23 protein-coding genes and 2 tRNA genes are annotated in these 26,878 nt (G+C 32.3%); all 25 read right to left on the minus strand.

What is annotated here, in order from left to right:
• The 25 genes from LPB87_RS12700 to LPB87_RS12815 all read right to left on the minus strand — a co-directional run bounded on the left by LPB87_RS12700 (position 1) and on the right by LPB87_RS12815 (position 26,840).
• Positions 1–948, minus strand: coding sequence for a hypothetical protein (locus LPB87_RS12700; RefSeq protein WP_230728132.1), 948 nt, complete (start codon positions 946–948; stop codon positions 1–3).
• 8 nt (positions 949–956) lie between these two features.
• Positions 957–3,089 carry an AAA family ATPase gene (locus tag LPB87_RS12705; RefSeq protein WP_230728133.1) on the minus strand — a complete coding sequence of 711 codons (2,133 nt, stop codon included), beginning with the start codon at positions 3,087–3,089 and terminating at the stop codon, positions 957–959.
• 2 nt (positions 3,090–3,091) lie between these two features.
• Positions 3,092–4,327 carry a restriction endonuclease subunit S gene (locus LPB87_RS12710; protein ID WP_230728134.1) on the minus strand — a complete coding sequence of 412 codons (1,236 nt, stop codon included), beginning with the start codon at positions 4,325–4,327 and terminating at the stop codon, positions 3,092–3,094.
• Positions 4,320–5,936, minus strand: a complete 1,617-nt coding sequence (locus LPB87_RS12715) for a class I SAM-dependent DNA methyltransferase (protein ID WP_230728135.1) — start codon at positions 5,934–5,936, stop codon at positions 4,320–4,322. Before LPB87_RS12715 ends, LPB87_RS12710 begins: the two co-directional genes overlap by 8 nt.
• A gap of 6 nt (positions 5,937–5,942) precedes the next feature.
• Positions 5,943–9,017, minus strand: coding sequence for a type I restriction endonuclease (locus LPB87_RS12720; RefSeq protein WP_230728136.1), 3,075 nt, complete (start codon positions 9,015–9,017; stop codon positions 5,943–5,945).
• Positions 9,018–9,623: 606 nt separating this feature from the next.
• Positions 9,624–10,070 (minus strand): hypothetical protein, encoded by a 447-nt coding sequence (locus LPB87_RS12725; protein ID WP_230728137.1) that lies wholly within the window; start codon positions 10,068–10,070, stop codon positions 9,624–9,626.
• Positions 10,071–10,278: 208 nt separating this feature from the next.
• Positions 10,279–10,401: a hypothetical protein gene (locus LPB87_RS20755; RefSeq protein WP_255673228.1), complete on the minus strand. Its 123-nt coding sequence runs from the start codon at positions 10,399–10,401 to the stop codon at positions 10,279–10,281.
• A 191-nt stretch (positions 10,402–10,592) separates the two neighbouring features.
• Positions 10,593–11,006 carry an XRE family transcriptional regulator gene (locus LPB87_RS12730; protein ID WP_230728138.1) on the minus strand — a complete coding sequence of 138 codons (414 nt, stop codon included), beginning with the start codon at positions 11,004–11,006 and terminating at the stop codon, positions 10,593–10,595.
• Between the two features lie 249 nt (positions 11,007–11,255).
• A tRNA-Ser gene (locus LPB87_RS12735) sits at positions 11,256–11,340 on the minus strand.
• A 141-nt stretch (positions 11,341–11,481) separates the two neighbouring features.
• A tRNA-Ser gene (locus LPB87_RS12740) sits at positions 11,482–11,569 on the minus strand.
• 151 nt (positions 11,570–11,720) lie between these two features.
• Positions 11,721–12,119 (minus strand): acyl-CoA thioesterase, encoded by a 399-nt coding sequence (locus tag LPB87_RS12745; protein WP_129539360.1) that lies wholly within the window; start codon positions 12,117–12,119, stop codon positions 11,721–11,723.
• Between the two features lie 5 nt (positions 12,120–12,124).
• Complete coding sequence (gene ribB, locus LPB87_RS12750; RefSeq protein ID WP_129539361.1) at positions 12,125–13,258, minus strand: 3,4-dihydroxy-2-butanone-4-phosphate synthase; 1,134 nt, start codon at positions 13,256–13,258, stop codon at positions 12,125–12,127.
• Between the two features lie 2 nt (positions 13,259–13,260).
• Positions 13,261–14,712: an LptF/LptG family permease gene (locus LPB87_RS12755; RefSeq protein ID WP_230728139.1), complete on the minus strand. Its 1,452-nt coding sequence runs from the start codon at positions 14,710–14,712 to the stop codon at positions 13,261–13,263.
• Between the two features lie 7 nt (positions 14,713–14,719).
• A complete protein-coding gene (locus LPB87_RS12760; protein WP_230728140.1) occupies positions 14,720–15,409 on the minus strand; it encodes an outer membrane lipoprotein carrier protein LolA in 690 nt (229 codons plus the stop codon).
• A gap of 7 nt (positions 15,410–15,416) precedes the next feature.
• The gene (locus LPB87_RS12765) at positions 15,417–17,861 is read right to left on the minus strand and encodes a DNA translocase FtsK (RefSeq protein WP_230728141.1); all 2,445 of its coding nucleotides are present in this window, start codon (positions 17,859–17,861) and stop codon (positions 15,417–15,419) included.
• A 22-nt stretch (positions 17,862–17,883) separates the two neighbouring features.
• The gene (locus tag LPB87_RS12770) at positions 17,884–18,264 is read right to left on the minus strand and encodes a diacylglycerol kinase family protein (RefSeq protein WP_230728142.1); all 381 of its coding nucleotides are present in this window, start codon (positions 18,262–18,264) and stop codon (positions 17,884–17,886) included.
• Between the two features lie 9 nt (positions 18,265–18,273).
• Positions 18,274–18,771 (minus strand): thiol peroxidase, encoded by a 498-nt coding sequence (gene tpx, locus LPB87_RS12775; protein ID WP_230728143.1) that lies wholly within the window; start codon positions 18,769–18,771, stop codon positions 18,274–18,276.
• Between the two features lie 775 nt (positions 18,772–19,546).
• Positions 19,547–19,804 (minus strand): hypothetical protein, encoded by a 258-nt coding sequence (locus tag LPB87_RS12780; RefSeq protein WP_035621165.1) that lies wholly within the window; start codon positions 19,802–19,804, stop codon positions 19,547–19,549.
• 111 nt (positions 19,805–19,915) lie between these two features.
• Positions 19,916–20,224, minus strand: a complete 309-nt coding sequence (locus LPB87_RS12785) for a thioredoxin family protein (RefSeq protein WP_129539367.1) — start codon at positions 20,222–20,224, stop codon at positions 19,916–19,918.
• A gap of 284 nt (positions 20,225–20,508) precedes the next feature.
• Positions 20,509–21,147, minus strand: coding sequence for a peroxiredoxin (locus LPB87_RS12790; RefSeq protein WP_129539368.1), 639 nt, complete (start codon positions 21,145–21,147; stop codon positions 20,509–20,511).
• 136 nt (positions 21,148–21,283) lie between these two features.
• A complete protein-coding gene (locus LPB87_RS12795) occupies positions 21,284–22,897 on the minus strand; it encodes a glycoside hydrolase family 3 N-terminal domain-containing protein (RefSeq protein WP_230728144.1) in 1,614 nt (537 codons plus the stop codon).
• A 4-nt stretch (positions 22,898–22,901) separates the two neighbouring features.
• The gene (locus tag LPB87_RS12800) at positions 22,902–23,351 is read right to left on the minus strand and encodes a GNAT family N-acetyltransferase (RefSeq protein WP_230728145.1); all 450 of its coding nucleotides are present in this window, start codon (positions 23,349–23,351) and stop codon (positions 22,902–22,904) included.
• A gap of 27 nt (positions 23,352–23,378) precedes the next feature.
• Positions 23,379–23,720, minus strand: a complete 342-nt coding sequence (locus tag LPB87_RS12805; protein WP_129539371.1) for a hypothetical protein — start codon at positions 23,718–23,720, stop codon at positions 23,379–23,381.
• Positions 23,721–23,743: 23 nt separating this feature from the next.
• Positions 23,744–25,282: an MFS transporter gene (locus tag LPB87_RS12810; protein ID WP_230728146.1), complete on the minus strand. Its 1,539-nt coding sequence runs from the start codon at positions 25,280–25,282 to the stop codon at positions 23,744–23,746.
• Positions 25,266–26,840: a family 10 glycosylhydrolase gene (locus LPB87_RS12815; RefSeq protein ID WP_230728147.1), complete on the minus strand. Its 1,575-nt coding sequence runs from the start codon at positions 26,838–26,840 to the stop codon at positions 25,266–25,268. Before LPB87_RS12815 ends, LPB87_RS12810 begins: the two co-directional genes overlap by 17 nt.
• Positions 26,841–26,878 lie beyond the last annotated feature (38 nt).

A 26,878-nucleotide genomic window follows, 5' to 3' on the forward strand; every position in this document is an offset into this window, starting at 1 on the left:
TTAAATTATCCCGAGTTCTGTTAAAATATCTTTTTTCATTTTACTCAATGGTCGGCGATCAAATTTATCTTCATTTATGTGAGTGCCAAATGCTAAACGGTAAATCTCTTCGTCAGAAATGGTGTTTACTAAAATCTTAGTTTTAACCATATTTAAATAATCAACAGAATAGCTATCTCTTAATTGTCTTAAGTCAGTGATTTCATCTTCATGCATTTTGTAAATATCTTCCAGCCTAAAAGCGCTGATTGATTTGTCGGAAAAAGCATTGTCACCGATTATTTTAAATTTAAAGGAAGTATAATCTTTGTTATCAAAGCTAAAGGAATATGATAAATGTTTATCACGATCAGATGGTCTATGATATGGATGAAAATGAGTGTCCAATTCAAATGGATCAGAACTCTTTCCACTATTACAAATATTACAACTTGGAACCAAATTATAAAAGGATATTGCTAAGAGCGGATATTTACTTTTTGGAAACCAATGGTCAAATGTTGGTCTTGTAATTTTTGAATTGCTATCAACCGTTTTAGTATAAATCCTATTGCAATATGGACATGTAGGGATATCTAAATTATGTGCTAAATTATAAGCATTATAAAAAAAATAAGTACTTTCAGGGTTATAATCAATCCACATTTCATAATCAAATAACCGTTTTATAGATTCAATTTGTTTTTTTGTAGTAAACCTAGATCTTATTGCATCCAATTCCTCGGGAGTTCCTAGAAGTACCTTTTTTAAATTTTTTTCAACATTCAAAAATCTTTTTACTTCACTATGTATTCCTGAGACAATATGAATAGATTTAATTGAAGAATTAGGTTTAGGCTCATTGAAAAATTTCCCATTCAATTTCTTCTTTATTACATACCTCATATACTTATAATGCAAATCTCTTGCATCAATTATTTTTTGTTGAGTAATATCTATATAATGCATGGCAAATCTTAGTTCAGTTTTTTTCTTTGTTTCATCAAAAACTCGATCTCATTATCGAATATAGCTTTTTGAAAGTCATTATTTCCTTCTATTTCAGACAACATTTCGGCTAGCTTTAACCTGACTATTTTCTCATCAATCAATTCAATTACTGATTTATAATATGCTAATTGTGCTTTGTCAATCTGTTTTTGAGTTTTATTCTGATTAATCCAATTAATTATTTCCTCGATTTTATTTTTTGCAAACTCACCTATTAAACCATCTTCCACAAAAAAAGAATCTGCTAAAAGATTAGTGATATTGGCGCCAAAAGTTTTCTGAGGCCTTTGAGGATCATTATTTTCAAGTATTCTGGAATGCTCTTGCTCTTTTTTCAAATATACTACCGAATTGTTTGGAATATCTGAAAGAGTAAGTGGATCATGTGTGGTGAAAAGAATTTGGATAATCGGATTTTCTCTAACTGTTATATAATCTTTTTGAACATTATCATATATTTGAGGAGTCATTTTTGAAAATAAAATAGGCAACGTCGATGAAATTGCCTCAATAAACTTTTTTTTCCAGAGAGGATGAAATCCTAAATCTGGCTCGTCTAATAGCAACAAGTAGTATTTATAGTTTTGATGCTTACTTTCCTTGCAAATATCGATATAATTATAAATTGAAGAATAAAAATCCAAAATAGCTTTTTCTCCTGTAGAAAGTTTTTTATTAGGAATAAAATCAAGTATAGAAATTGTAACAGGAGATTTTGGAAAAGATTTTAAAACGTATTTGTAATCAATTATTAATTTATCAAAAAGCAATTTAGTTTCATTGCTTTTTATATCAAATACTAAACCTGCTTGATCAAAAACTACATTTTCATTTTTACAAAATTCTATGAGTTGACAATAAAATCTATAAATATCTTCAAAACTTTGTACATGAGAAATCATTCTTTTTTTTATTGGATCTACTTCAACGCCCTGCACCTTTACCCAATTATCTTTTTGAATTAATTTAATAATTTCTTCAACATTATTAACATCAATGCCTATTTCCTTTTTAATACTTTGAGTTAATACTTTTTCTTCATTAACTAAATACATTTCTAAAAAAAAGTCTAGTCTCTCTTTGAAATTGGATGTATTACTTATGTTTGAAAAATCCACACCTCCACCAAGACCTGTTTGATGAAAAACAGCCCCCAAGAGTAAATAGCTCAAAATATTAATTTCAGTATTATTTAGGAAATTAGTGGCACTATGTATATAATCATAACCTGAATCGTCAAAAAACTTATAATCCGGAATTTCCCAAAGTTTGTTAAACTGTTCTGTAAAACTCTCCGTTTCTAAGAATCTTATATTTTTTTTATAAAATTCAATAAGTTCCTGTTTTGTATAAGTTTCTTTACCATAGTCTTCATTTTCAAGTCTCATGATTTCGCCACTCAGCTCGTTTTTCAATGCATCTCCTCTATGGGGAGTAGCAAAATTAGCTTCTAAATATGGAACTCTAAAATGCGATTTCCTATGCTTTTTGGACTTAATCATAATATTATCATAACTAGGAAAGTCTTTGTATACTTTCTTAATTGTAGCTATAATTTCATCATGTAGAAAAGAAACATTGCGAGAAATTGAATCTAAAAAATATTTTTCTAAGTTTTCATCTAAATAATTTATTAAAGCAATAGGCGATCTCGAATCAATTAAATCATAATCTAAAGTTGGCGAATAATAGAGTGGTTCAAAAGGTTTCGTATCTACTATTTCAAATTCTATATCATCAGAACCAACCAAAACTTTTTTTGTGTCATTATAAATCTGAATTTTTCCATTTTGTTCATTTTCAAAAATATAAACAACTTTTTTACCAGATGGATCAATAGAATGATTTAAGGCTCTAATTAATGTTGATTTCCCTGCGCCATTTTGACCAACTATTGTACTGATTAACGATATATCTTTATTGTGAAAATTTGGAATGAATAATTCATTTTTTATTTTACTTTCAATATTAATTTCTTCTGAGATTTCAGTAAAAGTGTAAAAATATTCACCTCCCAAATTTAAAGTTTGTCCTATATGATTCTCTCCAAAAATATGAGCTAAAGAATTCTCAGGAATATATACCGCCGCTAATCTCATTCTTAATTCTTTTTATATTCTACATTATTCTCCGCAACCATATCTAACTTTTCCTCTACATCAGTCACCGTTATCTGTCCGTTCATTAACATGGCCAGCAACCAATCACGAAGTGAAGCGAGTTCTTGGTTTTCTTTTATTTTTGATATCACATTTTCATAACTTGGTACGATTAAATCACAAAACATTTTCATAATCCTTGCGTCTGGAATAACAATGTCAATATCATTTAGTAAATCATAAGATATAAAAGGTTGGGAACTTCCTCTTCTTTTTGTTTTTAGATCTTTACTTAAAAGTGTGCAATACCCGAAAAATTTATCAAAAGGCTTTTTAATTTTACACATTACACCATTATACGTAACATAGTGTTTACCGTAGGCATATACCAAAGAACCACAATTATTTCCAATATGACCTATAACGGGAGCGTCTTCATTATTATATTCACCATATCCTCCTATAACACCATTACTACCATATATAGGATATTCCCCACCATCATCAGGATTCGTATTTCCTGAACCGTATTGAAAATTATACAAGTCATTCAAATAACCACTTTCCCAACCTTCTGGAATTTCTCTTTTCAACTCCGCATTCCAAACCATTTTACCTCCTGAAGTTTTATAAGGTTTTCCATTGGCATCTGGAAAATCAAACTGCACAAACCAGTAGTTATACAGCGTTTTTGTCATGGCTTCCAACTCAGCATTGATTTTGCTGTTGAGTTCTATTTTGGTATCTAAATCAGAAAGGACTCTTGCGATTTTTTTTTGTTTATTAGAATCGTTTGGTAATTTTATCTTGATGTTTAATAAAACCACTTTGTCTAATTCTGATTGCCCTGAACTACCAGTCATAAAAGACATTAAAGTTTTTTCAAAGGAAAAAAGCAAATAAGATAAGCATTGTGCTTCGTAATATGAATGGCATCTTAAAATTAGAATATGTGAATCCGTAATTAAGAGGTGATTTTCGGGGAGTTCTTTTACAAAAGCACATCTTCCCGCTGTTCCTGTCCCAGTAGAATTTACAAGAATATCTCCTCTTTGAACAAACTTAGAATCAGCAATTTGTTTGGTATCATCTGTATATTGTGAAAATGAATAATCAATTCTATTATTCCGAATGCATTTTTGATTTAGAACGATAATAGAGCTATTTTTAACATATTTTGGGGTTATCCCTTTTGTTGTAAAACTCACAAAATCTGAAACTTGTTTCCAATTACTCATACTTCAATCCTCTCAAATTATTCTGAATTTCTAATTCCAACGATCTATTTACATTAAAAAACTTACTAAGATTAGTTTCAAAGGTTTTCATTTTAGTAGCAAATTCTTCGTGAGTAATATCAGTGTATTCAATTTTTACTTCAAAATACTGTCCGGCTGAGAAAGAGCAGTTTTTATCCATGATTTGTTCTTTGGTCACAACAACTGACATATCTTGAACGGCCTTTTTGCTGTTAAAGGTTTCAATTATCAGGTTTTCTTCTACAGGGGTCAATACGGTGCGTTGGTTTTTACCTTCTTTTATGGTTTCTCCCAGTTTAGAGGCATCCATCAAGATAATATGTTGCGTATCGGCTTGTTTGTCTAAAAATAAAACAGAAACGTTGGTACCTGTGCTGGCAAATATATTAGAGGGCATACTCACTACACCACGCAACCATCCATTAGTGATAAGTCGTTCGCGAATTTTCTTTTCAATACCTGATTGAGCCGTTATAAAACCAGTAGGCAAAACAATTGCTGCTTTTCCTGTATCACTCAAACTGTGTATAATATGTTGGATGAACAATAAATAAATTGACATTTTATCCTTATCCTTAATGGGGATTTTAGGAATTCCAGCGAAAAATCTTTTTTTGAAAGCGTCTTTATCTAAGTCAGCGTAAAAGTCGGAGAAATCTAATTTAAAAGGTGGATTTGATACAATATAATCAAACTTGGTATCTAGATACGAAGGATGAGCGATGGTATTGGTTTTAATGATATTTGGGATAGAATGGGTTAGGTTATTTAATACTAAATTTAAACGCAACATATTACTCGACTTTTGCGAGATATCTTCAGAATAGATCGTACAGTTTTCTTCGCCTATTTGATGGGCAATACTCATCAGCAAAGTACCAGATCCTGCACTAGGATCGTATACTTTTACTCCTTTTACCGGTTTAGGAACCATAATTTGTGCCATAATACGTGCTACAGCGTGAGGAGTGTAATATTCGGCATATTTTCCGCCCGAATCGCTGTTGTAATCTTTAATTAAATATTCGAAAATTGTAGCAAAGAAATCGTATTTCTGCTCGAACATTTCTTCAAAGCTAAACTCAAATAATTTATTAATTAAGGCTTTGGCAAAAGCATCGCGCTGGGAGCTGTCAGAAATAAACTGTGTAAGTTCATCAAACAAAGTATCTTTGGCTCCTGAAAATGATTTTACCGAAAACACTTCAGCATTTTCTATCGAAATCTGTCGTAAGGTATCATCAAAGGTTTTGGCAAAATCACTATCATTTTGTTTTAAGAACAAATGCGAAATTAAATGTTCGGGCTGTAAACGTGGAATGTTTGGATCTAATGATGCCAATAAAAATTGATAATCTTCCTCTTTTAAATCTCGTAAGGCTTTAGAAAAATTATCAGCTTTACCCAAAGAAGGCTTTTCTTGCTTTACAGCATAGCGGAACTTATCGTTTAAGAATTTATATAAAAATACTTGGGTAATGATTTTAAACTCGTTTCCATCATTCCCTAAACCATAGTTAGCACAAACACTTTTTAAGTTATCAATAAGTGCCTTGGTTTTTGTCATGAAGTTAATATCCTGCGTCATTTTCTTTTATCTGTATTGATATTGTTGTAAATACTCATTTACAATTAAATTATTTATGTTTTCAGTTGTTGGAAAATCCAACGGAATGTTTTGATTTTTCTTAAATTCCTGCACTACTAATTGGAGTAAATAGCGTTTAAAAAAAGCTTCATTTTTCGTCAAATCTTCCTGTCCTTCCAGCTTCAGATCAACTTGTTGCTTTACTTGCATCAGCGCATTGTGCAACTGCATCTCTTTAGCATTGAGAGTTCCTCGTTCGCTTAATCTTTTGTGAATACGAGTATATTTTTCGTCATTTTCATATTTGGCTTTCAGTAATGCGTTTTTGCGGTTGAGTTCTTTGGCACGATCGTAGATTTTTTGCAATAAATGCATATTTTCAACCATATCTATTTGCGAAACTTCGCTTAAGTTTTTCTTTTTGAAGATGCGTTCTAATTCTTCGCGCAAATTTACGAATTGTGGATCAATTTGGTCAAAATTGGTTTGTAAAGATTCTCTTGTTTTGCGTAAAATATTTTTAAACTCATCAGCTAATACCAATTCGCTCTCATCCACTTTGATGAATTGGAAAATAATGTCCTCTAAAGCAGTGTTTAATAAATTTTGATTTGTTTCTTCATTTCCAATACTTTCTACAAAATTCAGATTATCTAAACGGCTTTGTGCTTCAATTAACAAACGGTTCCAAATGTCAAAATCGGCAATTCCATCTAAGGCTTCATAGCCGTTTACCGCAATAATATTTTTCAATTCTTTAGCAGTACGCAAGGCTTTTATCAAGCGTAATAACTCGTTTTTATCGGTTAATTGGGCAATTTGTTGTGAGAACAACTCCCGATTTTGGGTATCATAATGAAACATGGTTTCTTTGATCTCCTGAATTTCTTGTTGAATTTCTTCTTCGGATTTAAACAAGTACGAGTACATCTCCATTTCATCACCCAATTGCTCTTGCAGCTCGTCAAAGTACAATTTGTTGGTGCGGTCAAAGGCTTTAGAGATATCGGCAAAATCTACTACATAACCGTATTGGTATTTTTTATACGGACGATTGACACGAGTAAGTGTTTGTAACAAGTTGTGGTCTTGAATAACTCGAGCCAAGTATAATTTTTTTAATCTCTTGGCGTCAAAACCCGTTAACAACATATTGTAAACGAAAAGAATATCTACTTTGGATTTTTTATAAGCGTTGATTAATTCTTTCCGAATGGTTTTATCATTTTCGTCGTGTAAAATTAACGCAGCTGTTAAAACTGGTCTGTCATGATTTCCATATTTAGTGGGTGGTTCTGCAGCCATTAAAACACTGGCGTCAGTTTCCTGCATACCGTATTTCTCCTGAAACAAATCGAACAATTCTTTGGCCTGGTCCGCAGAGTCACAAACCACCAAGCCACCCAAAGAAGTATCTTGTTGATCTCTTCTAAATTTGATAAGATCGTTGGTAATATATTTCAATAAAGGTTTCGCAAATCGTGAATGTGCGTATATCTGACGAGTAGTAATATCGCCTTGCAATACTTTAATTTGATTCATTACTTCTTTCATTTCCATCTTGAAGTTGCCTTCAATCTGTTCACGAATTAAGCGAAGGGTATAACCATCTGCAATCGACATATTGTAGTAATATTTATGAAAATAATTACCAAACAACATTTTTGAATCGTAGTCTTTAGCTATTTCCCTCAACAAAGGAGTACCTGTTAAAGCTATGATTACCGCTGACCGATCAGAATTAATAAGATTGGCCAAATAATTACCTTTCGGATTGTAACTTCTATGCGCTTCATCTAAGAAGTATACCCGCTGAACATTGATATCATAATTGATATTGGTGATGGCAACAGCATCTTCCGAAAATTTCTGAATATTAACCACCGTAATTTCAGGAACCCCGCTGTCATTATGAATAGCTCCCACGACTTTTAGGTCTGCAATAAAATCTTGTTTGGAGTTGACCTGTTTTACTTTTAAACCTCTGTTAGCGAATTCCGAAGATGCTTGGATCAGTAAATCTAAGCGATCGACGATAAAATAGAATTTGGGAATGATTTGCTTTTTGGCGTAGTAAGCTGTTAAATGTTTTACGTTATAGTAAGCCAAAGCTGTTTTTCCTGATCCTTGCGTATGCCAAATAATTCCTTTGTTTTGACCAGCTTCTAATTTTGTAGCTATCGCCTGTGTGGCAAATAGCTGAGGATATCGCATGATGTGTTTTTGACGGACTATTTTACCCTGATCTTCTTCTTCTACATACGCAATGCTAAATTGTAAAATGAAGCGTAAGCGCTCTTTGCTAAACAAAGAAGTTAAAATACGGTTGGTTGGCGTATTCTCTTGTTTATTGGTAATATATTCGGGACTATTTTTGATAACAATCAGATTGTTGTCTTTTAATAGATCATTTTCCGTTTTTCCGTCAATTTCTTTTAACTTTTGCATAACCGGATATTCGGCATCTTCCCTAAAATAATTGAAATGAACATGGTCGTAAGCCGGTGTGGCATAGAATGCTCCAAAAATTGGTTCTACTATTCCGTCTTCGTATTCCATATTATTTGAGAAGACCAACAACTGCGTGATATTAGCAAAACGTCTAAAATGCTTATTCTTAAATCGAGTATTGATACGGGTTCTTTCTGCAATTACTCCTTCCTTGTTGTGGGGTTTTTTTACCTCAATAAATGCCAAAGGCATCCCATTGATTAAAACGGTAATATCGGGGCGAAATTCTTCATCACCTGCTTTACAAGTTAGTTCGGTCGTGATATGAAAATCATTATTATCAAATTTTTCAAAATCGATAAGTTTAATCCCCGAAGTGGCTGTTAAACGCTCATAAAACTTCTTCCCTAAATCTTCATAATCTAATTCTAGGTTGATTTCTTCTAATAATCGTTGGGCTTCTTGTTCTGAAACCTCATTTAATGCCGCAATTTTTGGTACGAAAATCGAAGGGAAAATATTGTTTTCTTCAATCCTATTTTGCTTGTTAAGAGGTATGTATTGATACCCCAAGCGCATCAAATGTAATAAGGCAGGAATTTTTACACGAGAATCTTCGTTGAACTTCATTTAGGATTAGATTTAAGTATCAGTCAAGATGCTAAAATTAGATTATTTTATTAAAAGAACCTATATAAAACCTGAATAGATCTAAATTAGATGAACCAACAAGAGTTAAGACAAAGTTTTGGAATAATATATTTATTTAGTTGGTTATAATTCTTTTTAAATCCCTCTTCTTATTCTTCGTTTCCTCTTTTGTTTAAATTGCTTTGGTATATAATCGTTTGTGTTTTCGGCACGCAGTAAATTATCAACTGGATTGATTTTTGAATGATTTGATTCTAAATTTTGAATGTTTTCTGAAAAGAATATATTTGATTTCTGATAATGTTTCTCTTAATGAGAGATGTTTAGCTTGCAACGTTCCAAAATTCCTTTTGCACTAAACTCTTTTCCCAGTACACTTCCATTAAAAACACACTGAGTTTTATGATCTACATAGGTAATTCCATAAAGCTGTTCATCTTTACTTTTTCTTAATACCAAATGAATACCCTCACTTTCAAGTTTTTGAGCTAATTTCTCAGGAGATTTAATCTTTCCATATTGGAAAGCTATTCTTATAGCATTTTTTACATGACTTTTATATGATTCTTTTTTTACATCATTTACTTAAAATCTTTCTTCCAGAAATTTCAAAGTCAGCTTACTGTAAAAATCACTTGCCTTGATTGACACTCCAACTGGTTTGGAATTTTCATCAAGTATTTTGTAAAGCAATCCGTTGTTTTTAAAAACTCTGGATTCTTCGCTTCCTCTTTCGGCATTAACATTATACTGGTTTAAAACGGCATTGAGTTCTGGAAGACTTGAATATTTGTACGCAAATAAAACCTCGTTTAAAACATCATTGATTGCTTTCTTCGACTCTGTCTTTCCGTACTGAATTCTACCAATAACAACGGGATCTAAAGAAAAATGTTCTTTTGTATTTCTCCATTCTGCTTTTACAAGACTAAATGTTTCTTCAATTTCTTTTCTTGCTGGTTCTGATTTTCTAATCCCTAATAAATGGATATCAATCCTTTTTCCGTCTCTTTGAATATTATTTGTTATCACATGTAAATGAGGATGTCATACATCATAATGCTGATAAACAAGATATGGCTGTTTTCCGAATATGATTTTTTCCATGTAAACTTTTGCAATTTGATTAAATATCTTATTAGTTGTAATAACTTTTTATCCTAACTTAATACTTTTTCTTTTTGACTATTTATTATTCAGTAAATTTGTGATCGATACAAATTTTCTAATGGAATAGTTTTTATCTTTCCAGTAAAGATGTTCTTTCCATTTCTGCAACATTACTTAAAACATCAGTAATCATTTTAAATATAGAATTAGGCTTGTTTTGAACCATTGAATACAAACCCAATGTATTCAACATGTACACTCATGTTAAGGGCGCTTAATAAGTTTAAAGTAGCTTATAATAAATATCAAAAGCATTTCTTTCGAGTCTATCCTATAGAATAAACCATTAAAGTGTCAATCTTTTTATCTGGTATACCTTTTAATAATTTTATCGCACTAGAGTCTTAATTGAACGGAATCGAACCACTACCCTTGTCAATATCTTTATTTTCTCTCAAACAATTTTTCTAATCTCAACATCATATCATCTTTTTCTTTAAGCATACGCTCGTAAAGGGCGATTTTCTCTTCGTGAAGTTCGATTATTTTCTCAATAGGATTATGATTATTAACTATTACACCAACTGCATTGTCATGAAACGTACTAGCTATAACATTCACAGCTTGTTCCTCATCAAAATTCTCAATAGCTTCAACAGGTATTTTAAGAATTTGAGCTACTTCTCTCAATATATTGGTTTCTATAGCTTCCTTTTGTTCTAGTAGAGATATTTTCTTTTGGTTCCAGTCGTCGCCAAGTTCATACGCAAGTACCTCTTGCTTTATTCCTAGCATTTCTCTGAAACGTTTTATATTTCTGCCTTGGTGTATTTTCTGGTTGCTATTTGTGTGTGCCATAGTTTCAAAATTAAAATAATCTATAAGAGTTAAAGGTAACAAAATACTCCTAAAAAACAGAGTATGATCTGTAAAATACATTTTGTATGTTTTATATACCCTTGCAAATATCTTGCTTTATGCTTGAATGTAAAAAATAATAAATATGAAAAATGCGAATAAAAAATCAGTAAAAATTAACTCGCAAGTGATTTTTTAAAGTTAGGAAAGTACTTAAATGTAAAAAGCACCTCAATGAGGTGCTTTCTGCGGAGAAAGAGGGATTCGAACCCCCGGACCTGTTACAGTCAACAGTTTTCAAGACTGCCGCATTCGACCGCTCTGCCATTTCTCCAGTATGTCGCTTTCGTTATCTGATTGCGAGTGCAAATATAAGATGCTTTTTTGAATTATAAAAACTTTTTTTCAACCAATTTGAAAATAAAATAATGCTATAAAAAAAGAAACCCGAAACTTACGTTTCGGGTTTAAATACTGGCGGAGAAAGAGGGATTCGAACCCCCGGACCTGTGACAGTCAACAGTTTTCAAGACTGCCGCATTCGACCGCTCTGCCATTTCTCCAGTATGTCGCTTTCGTTATCTGATTGCGAGTGCAAATATAGGACGCTTTTTCGATTATAAAAACTTTTTTAAGGCTTTTTTTTCATTATTATTTACTCGTTTTTCAAGTATCTAATTATCAGTATTTACGAGAACAAAAAAATCATTTTTATTATTCTGGATTATCCAAAATCGCCACTGGCTTCTTGTTTTCGTCAACTGCAACAAACGAAAAAGTCCCTGAAACTACCGTTTCACGAAGTTCTGAATACATTTGCTCCATAAAAATATCAACATGAATTTTACAACTTGTTCTTCCTACACTAATAACTTTAGCCACTAATTCGATTAATGTTCCTGCAGGAATTGCTTTTTTAAAATCAATTTGCCCTGTAGATATCGTCACTACTTTCTTTCGGCTAAATCTGGTAGCACATATAAATGCAACTTCGTCCATAAGATGAAGTGCTGTTCCTCCAAATAAAGTATCATAATGATTCGTTGTACTCGGAAAAACTGCTTTAAAAATACGCGTTTCAGACTTTATAACTCTTTCTTCAAATATTCCCATATTACTTAGTAGCTAACGTATTCTGTTATTTCAAGTCCGTAACCTATCATACCAACACGTTTTGTTTGTTCTGTATTAGATACTAATCGGATTTTAGAAATATCAATATCATGTAAAATTTGTGCTCCGATACCATAATCTTTACTATCGATAATCACTTTTGGCGCTTTCATCACTCCTTGAGCTTGCAACATTTTAAGCTCTGTGATACGGCTCAATAAATTTACAGCTTGCATATCCTGATTAATAAACAACACTGCTCCTTTTCCGTTCTCATTAATCACCTTAAACATATCATCTAATTGTTGCTCAGGATTATTAGTCAATGTACCTAATAAATCATTATTTACCTGTGAAGAATTAATTCTTGTAAGGATTGATTCTCCTAAACTCCAATTCCCTTTTGTTAATGCAATATGAATTTGTTTATTGGTAGTTTGCTCATACGCTCTTAAACGGAAAGTCCCGAAACGAGTCTCTATGTCAAAATCTTCTTTCTTAACAATTAAGCTATCATGTTGCATTCTATAAGCAACCAAATCTTCAATAGAAACCAACTTCAAGTTAAATCTCTTTGCAACTTCTACAAGTTGTGGCAAACGAGACATTGTTCCATCTTCATTTAAAATCTCACAAATTACACCTGCTGGTTTAAATCCAGCTAATCTTGCAAAATCTATAGCCGCTTCTGTATGCCCTGTTCTTCTTAATACTCCACCTTGTTTTGCTACCAATGGGAAAATATGACCTGGCCTTGCTAACTCATGAGGTTTTGTATTTGGATCTGTCAATGCCAATACAGTTTGTGACCTATCAGAAGCAGAAATCCCAGTAGTAACTCCATTTCCTTTTAAATCAATAGAAACTGTAAAAGCAGTTTCCATATGATCGGTATTATTAGTAACCATCGGTTTTAAATCCAACTCCTTACAACGACTTTCTGTTAATGGCGCACAAATTAATCCACGTCCATGTGTTGCCATGAAATTAATCATTTCAGGAGTTACTTTTTCTGCTGCAGCAAGAAAATCACCTTCATTTTCACGATCTTCATCATCTACTACAATAATTACTTCACCTTGACGAATAGCTTCAATAGCCTCTTCAATAGTATTAAGTTGTATTTTATTTGTTGACATAGTTAGGTTTTGTTTTGAGAAGGAATAAACTTCTCAGAGAATTTTTTAAATAACTTATTTAATGGCGTCAAAATAGCATCCATGCTTATTAACCCAATATCGTTTGTAGCGCGATACGTTAATAAAATAGCTAATGGCGCAAGTATAAAAGTAGACATCCATGCCCCCATAAAAGGAGTCATCCCGTCTTCTTGTGAAATTCTTTTTCCGAAGGTATTGATAAAGTGGAATGTAATGAATATTAAAACTGCAAAAACTATTGGCAATCCAAGTCCACCTTTTCTAATAATTGCGCCAAGTGGTGCGCCAATAAAAAACATTAAAAAACAAGCGAAAGCAATTACGTATTTCTCGTAAAGCGCCATCAGGTGTCGATTAATATTTCGCTGTTTTTCTTTTAATTCATTTTTTGTAGCATCAATAGAATACATTGTACTTGTAAGATTACTATTTGCTACTTTAAGTATTTCTACCTTTTTTTCATTATTATAAAGTGATAAAAGATCATTTGGCAATGGCTTTTTCTTTTTATCAAGCTTAACAGCTGGTAGTCCTTTTGCAATTCCTACTTTTTGATTTATGTTTTCTGAAAAAGAAAGAATTTCAGTATTTAGATTTTTAGTCAATGAATCCAAAGTATAACGTAATTCGCTAGCATTTAGCATTCCGTTTGTATTACCAACATCTTGATTATCCTCTACTTTGTTTAGTTCAGACAAATCTATGTTAATAATTTGTTTTTTAAATGCTCCTTTTATGAAAGGCATCTTGCTTCTATCTTCGTATTTCTTTGGTGTTACATCTTGGTAATAATACCCATCATTAAGTACCAACTGAAGAATACTAGATTTATCATTACTTATTAATTCACCAGTTTTAGATTTAATAACCGTTTTATTTTCACCGCTATTATTTGCCTTTTCGTGAATAGTAACCCCTGTAAGATGATTTCCGTTTGTACCTGATTTTTTATTTACCTTAATATTATAAAAGCCCACATCACTAAATTGCCCTTCAGCAATTGCCATTGCAGGCTTAGCTTGCGCAATACTTTTCCTGAAGTTTATAAACTTATATTCAGCGTAAGGAATAACATTGTTTGCAAAAAGAAACGCTACTATACTCAAAAAACATATGAATACAAACAAACCTCTCATGGCTCGCTGTAGCGAAATCCCTGATGCTTTCATTGCTGCAAATTCATAGTTTTCGGCTAAATTCCCAAAAGTCATAATCGAAGCCAATAAAACAGATAATGGCAATACCAACGGAACAATTCGAGGCATCGAAAACAATAAGAATTTAATAACTAAAATTAAATCCAAATCTTTACCCGCCAATTCAGCTATAAAGAGCCAAACGGTTTGAAGAATGAATATAAAAAATAGAATTACAAATACCGTAGCAAATGTAAGAAGGAAAGTCTTTAATAAGTATTTGTCTAATATTTTCAACCCGTAATTAATCTAGTTTATTGATATAGTAATTTGGATATTTACTTTGCACAAAGGTAAACTGATTTTTTGATAATGGCTGATTGGTTTTAAAAGAATTAACGGTTAATGTAGTTTTTGTTCCGTTCTTTCCCATTTCGATTAAATTATAAATATGCTTTGTTTGCACATCAATCCCTAAAAGGATTTCTTTGCGCTGATCCTTAGCACTTGTTGGAATTAATTTAATGTACTGGATTTTTCTTCCTTTTACATTCTGAACAATATCCATTGTATATTTATAACCCGAGTTAAAGAAAGTCAACATTTTTGAAGGCGTAATCGCATTATCATCTTTCTCATTGACTTTAGAAATAGTAATTTCTTCATCTTCTGGAACGATTGTGTATGTTTTTTGACCATCAAAAATCTTCGTAACTCCCATAAAATTTAATACAAACTGATTTCCTTTTATGGTAACATTTCCTTTACTATCCTGATTAATATTCTCTTTACTATTATTCAGACTGTATTTAAAATCAATTACAATATTATCATAGCTTTTTACCTTTGCTGTAACTTGATCCAATAATTCTTTGGCTTTTTTATCTTGAGCCTGAGCAGAAAAAGTAACAAGGAATAAAAAAACAATTTGAAAAACCTTTTTAGTCAGATTATTTACATTGTTTTTTTTGAAGTTTAGAATTGTTGATTTCATGATTTAATTAATTTTGTTCATTGTTAAAAAATTGATCAAGAGAACTTAAATCTAAAATATTTACACTTCTAGCCTTACTACCTTCAAAAGGACCAACAATCCCCGCTGCTTCTAATTGATCTATCAATCGACCAGCACGGTTGTAGCCTAGTTTTAATTTTCTTTGTAATAACGAAGCCGAACCTTGTTGCGCATTAACAATTATCTCCGCAGCTTCTCTAAATAAAGTATCTCTTTCAGAAATATCCACATCAAGATTAATGCCACTTTCTTCACCAACAACCTCTGGAAGCAAATAAGCTGTTGCATATGCTTTTTGCGAACCTATAAAATCAGTAATTTTTTCTACTTCTGGTGTATCAACAAATGCACATTGTACACGGATAACATCATTACCGTTTGAATACAATAAATCTCCACGTCCAATTAATTGATCCGCTCCTTGCGTGTCCAAAATAGTACGTGAATCTATTTTTGAAGTAACCCTAAAGGCGATTCTCGCAGGGAAATTCGCTTTTATTAAACCCGTAATCACGTTTACCGAAGGTCTTTGAGTTGCTATAATTAAATGTATACCAATTGCACGCGCTAGTTGCGCCAAACGAGCAATAGGAACCTCAACTTCTTTTCCTGCAGTCATAATTAAATCGGCAAACTCATCGACCACCAAAATAATATAAGGTAAAAATCGGTGACCTGCTTCTGGATTTAATTTTCTTCCTTTAAATTTATCATTGTATTCTTTGATATTTCGAACCATCGCATCTTTTAATAAAGAATAACGGTTGTCCATTTCAACACAAAGCGAATTTAATGTATTTACAACTTTTGCATTATCAGTAATAATAGCATCGTCAATATCTGGAAGCTTAGCCAGATAATGTCTTTCTATTTTATTAAATAATGTTAACTCTACTTTTTTAGGATCCACCAAAACGAATTTCACTTCGGCTGGATGTTTCTTGTACAATAAAGAAGTTAAAACAGCATTTAATCCTACCGACTTTCCTTGTCCCGTAGCTCCTGCCATCAATAAGTGAGGCATTTTTGCTAAATCGACAACAAATGTTTCATTCGAAATTGTTTTACCCAAAGCAATTGGCAATTCCATTTCAGCTTCTTGAAACTTCGCTGATCCAATAACACTTTTCATCGAAACCATTGTTGGGTTCTTATTTGGAACCTCAATACCAATAGTTCCTTTTCCTGGAATTGGCGCAATAATACGAATTCCTAATGCTGATAATGACAAAGCAATATCATCTTCAAGACTTTTAATTTTCGAAATACGAATACCAGCTTCTGGCACAATCTCATACAGTGTAACCGATGGTCCTACCGTAGCTTTAATTTGTGCAATTTCGATTTTATAATTTCGAAGTGTATCTACAATTTTATTTTTATTCTCTTCTAATTCCTCCTGATTAATTGTAATTCCACCAGTAGAATATTCTTTTAATAAGTCGATTGTAGGAAACTTATAATTAGACAAATCTAAAGTAGGATCAAACAATCCAAAATCGGCAACAAGTCGCGAAGCCAAATTTTCTTCGATTATATCTTCTTCTGGAGCTTGCTCTATTACAAAAGACTCTGTGTGTGACACAATTTCTTTTGATGCAGGAGCAATATCCATTTTTATTGGCTTTAAAGCCGGATCCAAATTAATTTCGGATGAATGAGCAATAGTTGGCTTAAGTGCCTCTTTATTAATTTCGAATTGTGAATCTGGTGTTTTTAAATGAATATCATCTAATTCCTCATTTTCTTTAATCGCAAACTCTTCTAAATTATAAGCGCCTTTCTCTTTATTTAAAGAAGATGTTGCATTCAAATCAGAGCGAATTTCTCTTTTTGTATTATCAAAGAATGACTGAATCTTGTCTGGAGATATTTTCATTTTAAAAATCAAATAAATAATCAATCCAAAAAGCAAGCTCAATAAAGTTCCTGTTTTACCAATATAGTCTTGTAAAAACAAATTTAACTCATACCCTATCGTCCCTCCCAATTCAGGAGCCGATGTGGCAAAAAAGCCAAACAATACCGATATTATTATTATCACAAATAGATCCCAAAACCAGATATTCTTTAGCTTTTTTGTTGAAAGCTCCAATATCAAAAACATTCCTGTTAAGAAAAACAGACGAACAAATATAAACGCCGCTAAACCAAATCCTTGATAAACCAATAAATCTGCTAGATAAGCTCCAAATTTACCGAGCCAATTTTGCACAGGTTCGCTTCGATCTGTAAGCGCCGATAAAGCACTCTGATCTGTTTGTCCATAGATATAAAAGGAAATAAAAGCAACTAATAATGCAACTGAAAATAATACCAAAAGGCATCCCAAAACAATATTATGTTGCTTGGTCATTTTCCAAGACGTAATTGCCCCTGATTTTGATTTATTTTTATTGTCTACCGTTTCTTTTTTTGTTGTTTTTGCCATTCTTATTTTGGGTGCTAATCGCTTATATATTTTTAATATATGGTATATATATTGTTAATCCGATTGCTATTGCGGTCATTGCAGCAAAAAATACTGCGCCCGCAGCAATATCTTTGATAAAACCAATTCTTTCATGATAATTTGGATGAATAAAATCGGCTACTTTTTCTACAGCCGTATTTAATCCTTCCACACTTAATACTAATCCTATTGCTAAAATTTGAAAAAGCCATTCGGTACTTGTTATTTGGAAATAAAAACCTGCAATAGTCATTATAACTCCTAACGAAAATTGTACCATTACGCTATGCTCAGTGCTTATTAACTTTATAGCACCTTTGTAAGCATAAGTAACGCTTTTTAATCTTCCTTTTAAAAAAGTATTATCCTTTTGAAACTCCATTGCTAGAATTTATAGCGCAGCAAGTGCTGCTTCGTAATTCGGTTCGTTTGCAATTTCAGCAACCTGTTCTGTATGGGTAACTTTACCATTTTCATCAACAACAATAATTACTCTTGAGTGCAATCCTGTTAATGGTCCGTCAACAATTTCTAATCCATTTGCTTTTCCAAAAGCTCCTGCTTGGAAATCTGATAAATTAACTACATTTTCTAATCCTTCAGCACCACAAAAACGTTTTTGAGCAAAAGGTAAATCTCTAGAAATACATAATACTGTAGTATTCTCAAGATTACTTGCATTTTCGTTAAATTTTCTAACTGAGGTTGCGCAAGTTCCAGTATCGATACTTGGGAATATATTTAAAACCAATTTTTTTCCTGCAAAATTGCTCAATGTAGCAACCGAAAGGTCGTTTTGTACTAATTTAAAATCAGCTAGTTGCGAACCAACTTTTGGTAATTCGCCTGAAGTATGAATTGGATTTCCTCCTAATGTTATTGAAGCCATGATGTTCGTTTTTTTTGTGAGGTTCAAAAGTAATGATTAAAATTTGAATCTAAAAGAATTTGTTATCGGTTTAAGGATTGTTTCCTATCGTGAGTTTGTCTATACAAAGGGACATTTTTTTCAAAGTTTTTTCTCTTTGCGTGAAGATACCTTCCTCAAAGTTTTGAACCAAGCGTGAAAGGAACTACGATAAAAACTCAAGTTTAAAGTTGGTGTGCACATTTTTGTCATTTCGAGGGACGAGAAATCTTCACTAGTAGCTCGATAATTTAAGAAAAAAACCGAAAGTTAGTTTCTTGCGGAGATTTACTTCGTCTGTTCGCTTTCGCTCGAGTCTCGTCCCTCGAAATGACAAGTTTGGGATTATTTTGTGTAAAACTAAAGTTCCTTACAGCCTTGGTTTTGAACTTTGACAAAGGTTGTACTGAAGCTTTGTAGATTATGATTGTGGAGACGCACTGCGGTGCGCCTCTACAGTTACAATATCATTACTAATTTTATTTAACCGTATATCCTCAATTCTAGATGTAGCCTATACTCTATTCTCTCTCTTCTATCCTCTTTCTCCCCTGCGAGAGGGATGGACGCTGGCTACCGAAGTAGCGCAAACAGCCCGACAGCCTTAAGGAAAGGGGCGTATGTAGATTTGCATGATTTGCCCCTTTTTTTAATGGTGGCTCGCCCAAAGCTTAGTTATATCCATAAAAAAAACGCACCCCGTAAAGAATGCGTTTTTAGATAACCATTGTTTTTCTAACTATTTAAGCTAAATCAACTATTTATCGATTGACCCCAAAACACGTTTCATAAACGTATTTAAAGCTTCTTTTTTATCAGTTCCCTGAACTACCATTTTATGCACTTCTAATGCACCGTACATATTAGAAATTAATTCACCAATTACATCTAATTCTTCATCTTTTAAAGATGGAATTTCGGTCATTGCTTCCAAAACCTCAATAGTTTCAATGATGTAATCCTGATCATTTTCTTCTATAAACTGCGTTAATTGTTTTATTACTGGTAATTTCATATTTTAGACTTCTTAGATTTTTAGACATTCTTAGACCTTTTAGACTTTCTTGAAAATTTTAGACAACTTTATCAGAGGTCTAAAAGTATAAGCCAGTCTAACCCATCTTATTTAAGCAATTTCGTTTACTAACTCGATTAAAACTTCTTGTTTATTAGTTTGTGTCTCATTAACCAGTTTACCATTTACGAAAGTGGCAAATGTTGGTAAATTAGTAACATTTGCTAATTTTCTTGATTCTGGTGAATTTTCAGCATCAACTAAAACAAAAGTCAAATCTTCTTTTTCTGTCGCAAGTTTTTTGAATTTCGGCTTCATTATACGACAATTTCCACACCATGAAGCTGAATATTGCACGACAACTTTCTCATTTTTAGCAACTAAATCTGCTAAAGTATCTTCATTTAATTCGATTAACATATCTTTTGTTTTTTAAAGGTTCTAAGTCGCAAAGGCTCAAAGTGACAAAGTTTTGAAACTCTGCATTTGTTTGCCTTGTAACTTTTATTTTTTAAGGTTCAAAGTAGCAAAGGCTCAAAGGGACAAAGTTTTGAAACTCTGCATTTGTTTACCTTGTAACTTTTTTATTTTTTAAGTAGTAAAGTAGTAAAGGTTCAAAGTGACAAATTTTTAAAAATTTTGTAATTAGACGCAACAAAACTTTGTTGCTCTACACCTTTGAACCTTTGTACCTTTATTTTAAATTAGTTTGCGCTTAAGTACTCAGCTGTACTTAATCTGTCTGCGCTCATTGCTTCTTTTCCAGCTTCCCAGTTTGCAGGACAAACTTCTCCTTTTTCTTGGATATGTGTGTAAGCATCAACCATACGTAAGTATTCGTTTACGTTACGTCCTAATGGCATATCGTTTACACTTTCGTGGAAAATTTTTCCAGTTTCATCAATTAGGTAAGTAGCTCTGAAAGTTACATTAGAACCTTCGATGATAACTGAATCTGTTTCTTCGCTGTACTCTGTAGAATCAATATCTAAAATTCCTAAAATGTTAGATAAGTTACGGTTTGTATCAGCTAAGATTGGGTAAGTTACACCTTCGATTCCACCATTGTTTTTTGGAGTGTTTAACCAAGCAAAGTGTACTTCGTTTGTATCACATGAAGCTCCTATTACAATTGTATTTCTTTTTTCAAATTCTGGTAATGCAGCTTGAAAAGCATGTAATTCTGTTGGACATACAAAAGTAAAATCTTTTGGATACCAAAACAAAAGTACTTTTTTGTTATTGTTTACTGCTTCTTCAAAAATATTGATTTTCAAATTATCTCCCATTTCTGAGATGGCATCTACTGCAATACTTGGGAATTTTTTTCCTACTAAAGACATATCTTTCGCTTTTTAAGTTAATTATTTATTTGGTGCAAAAATAGTGCATAAATCAACCTAGAAGCAATAGGATGTGATTATAAAAATTTATCGATCAATAACCTTTACCTATACAAAACTTTTTAAAACCCGTAACTTATTGTAAGTCAATATTTACAGGTAATTCTCCGACACAGTTTTTATTTTCAATAATTTGAATTGCTGCATTTTTTTGAAATTCTACAAAATCCTGATACACCTCTACAAGCCCTAAAGCATGTTTCGCATTTGGAATAATTGGTAAAACATATGGATTACCAAAAACATACAGGATACATTTTTTTGACTTTAATAATTTACCTAATAGCTCTAAAACCGACTCTTCGATATCGAAATTATTAAGTGGCTTTGCTTTTGGCACAAACAAAGAAATGATGATTGTATCAAAGGGATCCAAATCCTTTTCGACTGTAGTAATAACAGTAGTATCTCCAGCTTTAATTGCAAACTCTGGACTTGCTAATTGTGTATTTAGTGCTTTGAAGAAATCATTATCTTCTGTTTTATACAAACTTAATTTTACAAGTGTATTATTTTTATGTGCCTCAAAAACAATTTCAGAATTGGAGTTATCAATTAGTTTGGTGATACTCTTTTGAGCAATTTTATCATTTAATAGCGCAGTTCTTTCAAAGTCTAAAACTCCTGAACTTATTGCTGCTTGATTAAGAATTCCTGCTTTTTCTTTACATTTCCATATTCTATTAAAGCTCTCTTCTATACGTGCTGGCGATGCCTTTTCTATAATCGCCTGAATTCCTTCTGGTACATTTTCTGCAAAACACAATACATCATTTCCTGCATTAAAAGCTTCCCATTCTAATTGCCCTTTTACATCATACAGTTTAGATACGCTATGCATATTTAAGGCATCCGAAATAACTAAACCATCATAACCTAATTGCTCACGCAACAAAGTTTGAATAATTGATTTTGATAAGGTAGCTGAAGTATCTTTTCCTGAATTTAAAGCTGGAACTGCTAGGTGACCAATCATAATCGAATCGACATTATCTTCGATACCTTTTATAAATGGGTATAATTCGTTTTCTAGTAATTCTTCCAGAGTTTCTTTTAAAACGGGTAATCCTAAATGCGAATCGACATTGGTATTTCCGTGTCCCGGAAAATGTTTCAAACAACCTAAAACACCTACATCCGACATTCCTCTTAAATATTCTAATGCAAAATGCGCTACCTTTTCTTTATTCTCTCCAAAAGAACGGTAACCAATAACTGGATTGTTAGGATTATTATTAATATCCGCCAATGGCGAAAGATTATATTGAATTCCAGCCGATTTTAAATCCAAACCTATTTGTTTCCCTACTTCGTAAACCAAATGTGATTCACTTTCTGGTAAAGCACCTAGTGTAATTGCATAAGGATATTGTGGCGTTTTTTCAACACGCATTGCTAATCCCCATTCCGCATCGATACTAATTAAAAGCGGAGTTGTCGCACATTTCTGGAATCGTTCGATACGCTCTTTTAACTGTTTGTAACTATCATCATTGAATACAATTTTTTTATTGCCTTCGTAATTTGTGGCTGCACTTGCACGACTATGAAAAAAAGTAAGTCCGCCAATATTATATTCTCGAATTAAACGTTCGGTTTCCTGAATGTTTTCTTCGGTATCGTTTATAAAAACTGCAGGAAAAAAAAATTGTCCTACTTTTTGTTGTACTGTTTGTGGTATTTTGTTCATTTGGTTATAGCTTTTTTTTCATGCATACACTATTATCCATCACATCATAAGGTGGATAATTTGGAATTATAACATATTCTTGTTTTTGATATAAAGCAATTGCTTCTGGCTGGTTAACTCCTGTTTCTAAAATGGTATATTTATATTTTACTTCAGCTGCCCATAATTCTAACTCCTTTAAAACAGCTGATGCGATTCCTCTTTTACGATAATCAGGATGCACAAACATACGTTTGATTTCGGCAACATCATTTTCCTTTTCTCTAAAAGCGCCACACCCAATTGCTACTTCGCCTTCATAAAGTACTATTGCATGCTTTATTGTGTCTATACCATTAAACTGATTATAAAAATCATGATCGGCTCCATCTCTAATTTTTAAATCCTGATTTAATAAAACTACCAAGTTTATAAAGTCGATATCTTCTGAATTTGTTCTTTTTAATGTAATCATAATACCAGATACTATAAAAAATTATTTTTACTTAAGTTTAGCCTTCTTTTGCTTGGCTAGCTGACTTTTAGTATGCAAGGCTTTTTCAAGTCTGTTTTTAAATCGAAAGAGTTTAGGCATTCCTTCAATTCTATCTTCAAGTGTAATTACTTCGTAAATTAAAATTGCTTTTTCTAATATTCGAATTTCATTATCGACATCATTTTGATTTTTATAAATAGTAGCCAGTCGGTCATAAGAGTGATTTCCTTTAAAACCTTCATTACTATTTTCTTCGTATAACGCAATTGCTTTCTCAATCTCTCCTGCTTTTTCAAATTCAATTGCTTTCAGGTTTCGTTCAACCTGGATGTTTTCATTGATTTCCATGGGCGTTATATTCTAATTAAATCTTATTCTATCTTCTTACCGAAATCTTGTGGGAAAATTAAAAATCTGGAAAGAATTACTCCTGGAATTGTGGCTAAAAATACCCAAATAAAGAAATTTCCATATCCTAAATATTCCTGAATATATCCACTTACCATTCCAGGCAACATCATTCCCAAAGCCATAAATCCTGTAGCAATGGCATAATGTGACGTTTTTGATTCCCCTTCGGCAACATAAATTAAATACATCATAAAGGCTGCAAAACCAAAACCATAACCAAACTGCTCTACAATTACCACTGCATAAATATAAAATACTGATGAAGGGTGAAAGTAAGACAACAAGATAAATCCAATAATTGGCAAGTGCATGGTTAGAATCATCGGAAGCATCCATTTAGTAAGACCATGTCTCGATATTGCAATTCCTCCTAAAACTCCTCCAAGCATTAAAGCAATTAATCCGAAGGTTCCATAAATTAGACCAATATCTTCTGTATCAAGTCCCATTCCTCCTTTTAGAACCTCTTTTTGAGTTCCTTTAGTTGAAACCAATTGATTTACAAAGTTTATTCTAGCTTTGTTTAGATTCTTATATTCTTTTGGGTCTTTATTTTCAACTTCTAGCAAAGGTTTTTTAGCATTTGCCATTTCTGCCGATATTGGCAATTTTGAATACAGTAATTGTAACTCTGAATCAGATAATTTATCTCCTTTGGCAACTTTTGAATTATAAACCGCTAATGCTTTCGCCTGACTTTCATCAGAACCTGATTCGACTAATTCATATTTTATCGGATCTACTAAAAATGGAGTTAGCATTTTCATCAATTGTGATTCTCCTAATCGAAATAACAAGATAAAAGCAAGTACTAAAACAATTTGTTTCTTTCTAAAGAAACTTGCAAAAACGGAAGCAAAACTTTGATTTGCAATTTCTTTGGCTGTTCCTGGAGTAGTATTTTCTGTTTTAGGTGTAGAAAAATAATTATATGCTGTAATAAGAGCCATTAGCAATCCCACAAAAATCATGGTATATGACCAGGCTTTGCGATTATCTCCAAATTTATGCTCCAGATATCCTGCCAAAAGCACGATTAATCCATTTCCGGCAAGCATTGAGATTCTATAAAAAGTACTTCTAATTCCTAAGAAAAAAGATTGTTGCTCTTTTGGTAAAACTAACAAATAGAATCCATCACTGGCAATATCATTAGATGCTGAAGCAAAAGCGGCAACCCAAAATATAGCTAAAGTTAGTATGAAGAAATTATTCAGCGGAATAGTTAGTCCTACTATTAAAAAAGCAATTGAAATAACGAATTGCATTGCCAAAAACCATTTTCGTTTCGTGCCATGTAAGTCGATAAAAGGGCTCCACAAAGGTTTAATAACCCAAGGCAGATATAATAAACTAGTATAAAGACCAATGTCTTCATTGGTAATTCCTAGATTTTTGTACATCAGTACCGAAACTGAAATAATTACTATATAAGGAAATCCTGACGCAAAATTCAATAATGGAATCCACAACCAAGGTTTATTATTTTCTGTTTTCATCTGTTATTTCAGCTACGTTTACTTTAAATCCTTTTTTTAAATCAATACTAGTTGGAGTGCTTTCGTTTGCATAGTAATCAATAAAAGTGATTGCACACGCTTTGTATTTTTTCATTGTTTTTTCTGAAAGAACAAAGTAAATAGAACCATCTATTTCATGAACTGTCAATTTATCAATAATCTGAGATGGATCATTAATATCAATTTTCGCCTCACTTTCTGCACCATAAACAACAACGTAACGCACCTTAGTATTCAACGGGTATTTAACATTAAATGAATAATTGATACTGTCTTTTGCAAATTCATTTACCACAGGAACATCAACAACAATCTTTTTAAGATTAGGAACTGCAGATGGAAGTGCTGGATATTTATATTGGTTTTCGGCTAAAAGACGTACGACATCTTGATTTTTATTAATCAATAATTTGGCACTAAAATAAGCACTTCCTGTTACATTCTTAAAACTTCTGGCATAATCAACCTGATTTGGTATTTCGGTTGCAAGATTCCAGCTTTTATCACTATCAGCTCTAATCTTATATGGACTGTGCCCAATATAGATAGCTGTGTTATTAGAATTCTCAGACCACCATTTTACCAGTTTCGAATAATTAGCTCTCGGATTATTCATACTCCAATACAATTGAGGTATAATGTAATCAATCCATTTTTGATCCATCCATAAAATAGGATCTGCATATAAATCATCATAATTAGATGTCGATTGAGTATCTGAACCTTTAGGGTCCTTTGATTTATTACGCCAAACGCCAAAAGGGCTAATACCAAATTGTACCCAAGGTTTACAGCTTTTTATTGTAGTCGAAATAGTTTGAACAAAATTGCTCACGTTTGCTCTACGCCAATCGGGTAAACTAAGTCCGTTGCCATATTTTTTATAAGAGGCTGTATCGTTAAATTGTTTTCCTGGTATAGTATATGGATAAAAATAATCATCAAAATGTATCGCATCGATATCGTAATTCTCTACAACTTCTTCTACGATAGTTGTTAAATGCTCCTGTACTTCTGGCAAAGCAGGATCGTAATATAATTTACCTCCATATTCAATCATCCATTCTGGATGTTTAATAACATCATGGTTAGAGTATAAACTATCTTTTTTTAAGTCAAACGTTGCTCTGTATGGATTCATCCAAGCATGAAACTCAAATCCTCTGTTATGCGCTTGCTCGATCATCCAAGCTAAAACATCATAATATGGTTTTGGTTCCTGTCCTTCTTTTCCAGTCAAATAACGCGACCAAGGAGCTAACTTTGTAGGGTAAATAGCGTCACCAACACTTCGAATCTGTACAATTACAGCATTAAAATTCAATTTTTTATAGGTATCTAAAATCTCAAGATAATCTGCTTTTTGCTTTTCAACATTATCAATTTTACTTTTTGGCCAGTCAATATTAACAACGGTAGCAATCCAAACTCCTCTAAATTCGTTTTTAGGATATCGCGATTTTTCTTGAGCACTTCCACTCCATCCTAAAAAAATAAAAAATAAAAAAAATAGTATTATGTGCTGATTTTTATGCATTTCAATCTTAATTTATACAGAATCCAAAAATAGTTTTT

The organism is Flavobacterium sp. EDS (genome assembly GCF_020991525.1).
Classification (GTDB): domain Bacteria; phylum Bacteroidota; class Bacteroidia; order Flavobacteriales; family Flavobacteriaceae; genus Flavobacterium.

What these genes read in the sequence shown, in the direction of transcription:
- LPB87_RS12700 (WP_230728132.1), bottom strand. Translation starts at nt 948, where the DNA reads ATGCATTATATAGATATTACTCAACAAAAAATAATTGATGCAAGAGAT.
- LPB87_RS12705 (WP_230728133.1), bottom strand. Translation starts at nt 3,089, where the DNA reads ATGAGATTAGCGGCGGTATATATTCCTGAGAATTCTTTAGCTCATATT.
- LPB87_RS12710 (WP_230728134.1), bottom strand. Translation starts at nt 4,327, where the DNA reads ATGAGTAATTGGAAACAAGTTTCAGATTTTGTGAGTTTTACAACAAAA.
- LPB87_RS12715 (WP_230728135.1), bottom strand. Translation starts at nt 5,936, where the DNA reads ATGACGCAGGATATTAACTTCATGACAAAAACCAAGGCACTTATTGAT.
- LPB87_RS12720 (WP_230728136.1), bottom strand. Translation starts at nt 9,017, where the DNA reads ATGAAGTTCAACGAAGATTCTCGTGTAAAAATTCCTGCCTTATTACAT.
- LPB87_RS20755 (WP_255673228.1), bottom strand. Translation starts at nt 10,401, where the DNA reads ATGTTGAATACATTGGGTTTGTATTCAATGGTTCAAAACAAGCCTAAT.
- LPB87_RS12730 (WP_230728138.1), bottom strand. Translation starts at nt 11,006, where the DNA reads ATGGCACACACAAATAGCAACCAGAAAATACACCAAGGCAGAAATATA.
- LPB87_RS12745 (WP_129539360.1), bottom strand. Translation starts at nt 12,119, where the DNA reads ATGGGAATATTTGAAGAAAGAGTTATAAAGTCTGAAACGCGTATTTTT.
- ribB (WP_129539361.1), bottom strand. Translation starts at nt 13,258, where the DNA reads ATGTCAACAAATAAAATACAACTTAATACTATTGAAGAGGCTATTGAA.
- LPB87_RS12760 (WP_230728140.1), bottom strand. Translation starts at nt 15,409, where the DNA reads ATGAAATCAACAATTCTAAACTTCAAAAAAAACAATGTAAATAATCTG.
- LPB87_RS12765 (WP_230728141.1), bottom strand. Translation starts at nt 17,861, where the DNA reads ATGGCAAAAACAACAAAAAAAGAAACGGTAGACAATAAAAATAAATCA.
- LPB87_RS12770 (WP_230728142.1), bottom strand. Translation starts at nt 18,264, where the DNA reads ATGGAGTTTCAAAAGGATAATACTTTTTTAAAAGGAAGATTAAAAAGC.
- tpx (WP_230728143.1), bottom strand. Translation starts at nt 18,771, where the DNA reads ATGGCTTCAATAACATTAGGAGGAAATCCAATTCATACTTCAGGCGAA.
- LPB87_RS12780 (WP_035621165.1), bottom strand. Translation starts at nt 19,804, where the DNA reads ATGAAATTACCAGTAATAAAACAATTAACGCAGTTTATAGAAGAAAAT.
- LPB87_RS12785 (WP_129539367.1), bottom strand. Translation starts at nt 20,224, where the DNA reads ATGTTAATCGAATTAAATGAAGATACTTTAGCAGATTTAGTTGCTAAA.
- LPB87_RS12790 (WP_129539368.1), bottom strand. Translation starts at nt 21,147, where the DNA reads ATGTCTTTAGTAGGAAAAAAATTCCCAAGTATTGCAGTAGATGCCATC.
- LPB87_RS12795 (WP_230728144.1), bottom strand. Translation starts at nt 22,897, where the DNA reads ATGAACAAAATACCACAAACAGTACAACAAAAAGTAGGACAATTTTTT.
- LPB87_RS12800 (WP_230728145.1), bottom strand. Translation starts at nt 23,351, where the DNA reads ATGATTACATTAAAAAGAACAAATTCAGAAGATATCGACTTTATAAAC.
- LPB87_RS12805 (WP_129539371.1), bottom strand. Translation starts at nt 23,720, where the DNA reads ATGGAAATCAATGAAAACATCCAGGTTGAACGAAACCTGAAAGCAATT.
- LPB87_RS12810 (WP_230728146.1), bottom strand. Translation starts at nt 25,282, where the DNA reads ATGAAAACAGAAAATAATAAACCTTGGTTGTGGATTCCATTATTGAAT.
- LPB87_RS12815 (WP_230728147.1), bottom strand. Translation starts at nt 26,840, where the DNA reads ATGCATAAAAATCAGCACATAATACTATTTTTTTTATTTTTTATTTTT.